The sequence below is a fragment of the Moorena sp. SIO3B2 genome, assembly GCF_010692525.1.
Classification (GTDB): domain Bacteria; phylum Cyanobacteriota; class Cyanobacteriia; order Cyanobacteriales; family Coleofasciculaceae; genus Moorena; species Moorena producens.
This window is the reverse complement of record NZ_JAAHHE010000509.1, coordinates 1-3753: the sequence shown is the minus strand read 5'-3', so window position 1 is coordinate 3753 and position 3753 is coordinate 1. Positions and strand designations below refer to the sequence as shown.

Below are 3753 nucleotides of genomic sequence, written 5' to 3'. Positions count from 1 at the left end.
AGGCAAGAGGCAAGAGGCAAGAGGCAAGAGGCAAGAGGCAAGAGTGAAAAAATTCTGTGTACCTCAGGTGCGACCCGTGGCGAATTTAATTCTTAATGGGTCAAGCGCACCTAATAGTTATGAAAAATGCTGTAACTATCATACCACAATTTGTTGTGTACCGACAAATTCTGTTTCAAAGGTTAAATTTTCATCGTCTAGCAGCATTTCAATTACTTCTCGCAAATTTTACTTTAATTCGTCTAAGGTTTCTCCCTGAGAATGTGCGCCTTTAAATCCTGGAATATAACCAACGTAGAGATTGGTATCTAAATCTCTTTCAACAATTGCAGTAAATGTTTTCATGACATTCTAGTTTTTTAATTTAAGAAGATCTTCTAGCGGTTTGCGACTTTTCAAGTAGCGTGAGCTTTTAGCTGACGGCTGTTCGCGTAGCGTGGCCTACGGCCTACGGCTGACGGCTGTTCGCGCTACTTCATAGCCCCTTAGCGCCAGTCACCGATTAGAACAAAGTTTGCCCAGAACAAGGGAACCTGGTATCCACGCTTTTTCAACAGACTTAACTGAGCACGGCGTAGGGCTTCAGCTTTGGTAACGTTCCGTTGAGTAAATTCTTGGTAAAACTGACCCATAAGCTTAAGAGTGCATTCCTCGTTAAGATACCACAGAGAGCCGATAATACTGCGGACTCTAGACCTTAGGGCTAATCCTGCGAATCCAAAAGGTGTTTGATTATTCCCGTCAACACTCTTACCAGCACTGAGGACGAGTAATTCAATCGGGTCGAATTTTTCCTGTTTTCCTGAACTCAGTAACTCCTCAAATTCCTTGGCTCCAATTTTTTTGTCTCCACCTGACATAATACCTGACATAATAAATGTATCTTCTGAATTAAATCGAGCAATTTGACTATGGGTTGCCAAGTGAACTATAGGGAAGTAAGAGGAGTTAAGTTTCTTTTCCAGGGCTTTACTAGTGAAGCTCTGATTGAGTAGGACTGAACTCGGTATGATTGAGCTAATTTTTTCTACCTCCTTACTTTCATTAATCTCAGAAAGTCCAGCAATCAAAGCTTTTAAAGGTCTTTGTTTATGGGGCTGAGGCTCTAGTATCTGTAAAGCAGGGGTGACAGCAATGGCATATTTTTCTACTAAATACTGCTCGCCATCGTGGAGAGCTGCCATGGGAATATTTCCTAGCCTACTATTTGATACAAATACCAGGGTCTTGATGCTGCTTTTAGCTAATATAGTTTCTGCTGGTCTAATCAGCCAATTGTATAATTGTTGGGACAATCGAAGGGATGTCCGACTTGTAAACGCCTTCTCAAGTTGAATCCTAAGACTGATAAGCGTTTCCTCAACTTCAACTTCTTCTGCAGATAAAGGTGTTGAGTAGCGGTGCAATGGTTGACCGGGCAAGTGAAGAATTACTTCTAACCGGTCGTCTAAAATAATAGGATAGATTACTGCTGCTTGGGAATCAATCTGATCAATTTCGATGAGATTAGAATTCAAGGGAACTATCTCACGGAAGTTGTTGAGTTCAGTCAAATGGAGAGATTCAATAACCTGACGAACTTTTCTGAGATTTTGCTGGTTATATCCAGTTTCTTTAGCGTCCAAAAGTGACCCGATAAACCCCTTATAAACACTCTCTACAATCTCTCTAAAATAAACCTGTATAGCTGGATCAATACTAGTCAAATCCCTACCTAATGATTGGATAGTATCAAACGCTTTGGCGTAAGCAGACGACGCTCTTTTAGTATCTCCTTGAGCTGCTAGCAAACGACCTTTGTTAGTTAAAGCTTGGGCAAAAATGATTGAGTAATCTAGAGAGTTTATCTTATCTGCATTTGCTAATAGTTTAAAACTTTCTGAAACTGCCTTATTTGCCTGATAAAACTGTTCAAGTTGCTGATAGGCAATAGCAATATTGCTCAGCAGCATGGCTTGTTTGAGTTCATAGTCTTGAATCTGAAAGGAGAGAACTGCTTGTTTTCTGGCTCTTTCTGCCTCAGAGTGCTTCTTTGCTCTGTCAAGTCTTACAGCTAGTCGAGATAGCTGGGATACATTTTGAAATTCTTGCTTTACCTGGTTAAGTTCTATCTTGGCAGAATCAACCTGACGATTCGCGTCTACTACTAGAATTACTGCTATTTTTACAGAAATCACAGCTCCCAATAACGCTAAAACTAACACACCCAACCCGAAACGCATCTGTCGTTTCGCTTTGCGATTTGCCTCAGTTAGTACCAGATTTATCTTCTGGGCTGCTTCCCTATCTTTCCTCTCTCTCTCTAATTCCGCATCTCGTTCCTTTTGAGCGATTTGCTCCTCTATCTGCTTTTTCTCACTTGCTGCCAGAAACTGTTGATCCTGATAACTTAAATTCTTACCCTTTGCCCAAGCTTGAGCATTCTTTAGAGTTTTACCCCACAACAACAGTGACTGATCCTGACAATCCGAGGCCACCCAAGCCCTAAAGGCTTCGGAATAGGGACGTAAGTGGGCTAATTCTTGGTTAATCCAGTCCTGATTAAAGACTTCACGGTAGATCGGGTTGTAGACTTTAAGAACTGGAGAGGTTCCAAGTCTATGCTTGACCACTAACCCAGATAACTGTAACTTGCCCTCTTCAAAACTGTTATTAGCAACAACTTCCCCCTGCTGCCACACCTGCTGATACAATTCCAACAAATAGGCAGCCCGTTGCTCATTACAAAGAATGCGATCGCGTATGGTCTTCAAGTGTTCCGGTTCATCGGTAGCTTCCCAGTTCTCGATAAAATGCGATCGCACTAATTTCTCAATCCACTCACCTTCAGCACCAGTGGGTATCCCACTGCCATGATTACAAATCAACTGACAGAGCTTTTGAGTAAGAAACGGTTGTCCTCCTGTCCAGTTGACTATCTCCTGGATCACAGCCTGGGGATTACTGACGTTTCCCTCCAACCCCTTGATTAACGGCTCAACTTCATGGAGTTGAAAGCCATGTAACTCAACTGCTCGGCCAATATTAAACGGGGTGCGGTCTTTATCTGCTATTAAATCCCCTGGTGTCGCCACCCCCAATAGCACAAAACTGATGCGATTATAAGCAGAATTTTCCGCCCGTTTGTTATAACAGGCTCGAATTAGGGCAAAAAAGTCATCTTTAAACGCCAGTTGCAGAACGCTATCAATTTCATCAATAAAAATAACAATCCGTTCCGCAATTTGGATCAGTAATACCTCTTCGATAAACTCCCGAAAAAGCTGTACTGGGGGAATATCTTTGTGCTCATTGAGCCAGCTCCGAAATGATAATTTCTCCTGTAGACCGAATCGGTTAATCAGAGTTTTGGTTAAGCCGCCATACCATTTCTCTGGGGTAACCTGTTGGGTTCCTAATTCTGTAATATCAATGGATGCACAAGCCACCCCCTGGTTTTGCAGCCGTTTCATGGTTCGCACTCTCAGGGAAGACTTCCCCATTTGGCGGGAATTCAAGACATAGCAAAACTCTCCAGCCAGCAACTGCTGATAAAGTTCCCCGTCAGCGGTACGCACTACATAAGTACTAGCATCAGGTGGTAGGCATCCCCCAACCTGATAGGCTCCTGTACTCATGACAGTTCCCCTAGGTGGTCTCTAAAATACTGTCGATATAAATTACAACTGGCCATGACCTGATTGCCTTGCTTTTTCACTAGCCCCATGCTGTACAACTGATAGGCTGCGATCAAGTCCAGATGCACAGGAGCGT

Annotated in this window: 2 protein-coding genes and 1 pseudogene; all 3 read right to left on the bottom strand. The window is 42.8% G+C overall.

What is annotated here, in order from left to right; genetic code table 11:
- Window positions 1–138: 138 nt before the first annotated feature.
- Window positions 139–345, bottom strand: a pseudogene (locus tag F6K38_RS44595) (type II toxin-antitoxin system HicB family antitoxin).
- A gap of 140 nt (window positions 346–485) precedes the next feature.
- A complete protein-coding gene (locus tag F6K38_RS37125; RefSeq protein WP_287360009.1) occupies window positions 486–3617 on the bottom strand; it encodes a CHAT domain-containing protein in 3132 nt (1043 codons plus the stop codon).
- Window positions 3614–3745 (bottom strand): AAA-like domain-containing protein, encoded by a 132-nt coding sequence (locus F6K38_RS37120; RefSeq protein ID WP_287360012.1) that lies wholly within the window; start codon window positions 3743–3745, stop codon window positions 3614–3616. Before F6K38_RS37120 ends, F6K38_RS37125 begins: the two co-directional genes overlap by 4 nt.
- Window positions 3746–3753 lie beyond the last annotated feature (8 nt).